This window comes from Chromobacterium sinusclupearum, assembly GCF_002902845.1.
In the GTDB taxonomy this organism is placed as follows: domain Bacteria; phylum Pseudomonadota; class Gammaproteobacteria; order Burkholderiales; family Chromobacteriaceae; genus Chromobacterium; species Chromobacterium sinusclupearum.
This window is the reverse complement of the sequence record NZ_PPTF01000083.1, coordinates 1-314: the sequence shown is the minus strand read 5'-3', so window position 1 is coordinate 314 and position 314 is coordinate 1. Positions and strand designations below refer to the sequence as shown.

Below are 314 nucleotides of genomic sequence, written 5' to 3'. Positions count from 1 at the left end.
GAGCGCGGCCAGGTTCTGGCCAAGCCGGGTTCCATCACCCCGCACACCGAGTTCCAAGCTTCCGTGTACGTGCTGTCCAAGGACGAAGGTGGCCGTCACACCCCGTTCTTCGCGAACTACCGTCCGCAGTTCTACTTCCGTACGACCGACGTGACCGGCGCGATCAAGCTGGCTGAAGGCGTGGAAATGGTAATGCCGGGCGACAACGTGGAAATCTCCGTTGAACTGATCGCACCGATCGCCATGGAAGAAGGTCTGCGCTTCGCTATCCGCGAAGGCGGCCGTACCGTCGGCGCCGGCGTGGTTGCCAAGAT

General features: G+C 62.1%; 1 protein-coding gene. It reads left to right on the top strand.

Going from position 1 to position 314, the window contains the following annotated elements; all coding sequences use genetic code 11:
- Window positions 1-314, top strand: a 314-nt coding sequence (locus tag C2134_RS18785) for an EF-Tu C-terminal domain-related protein (RefSeq protein ID WP_500778653.1), incomplete at both ends; no start/stop codon positions are given.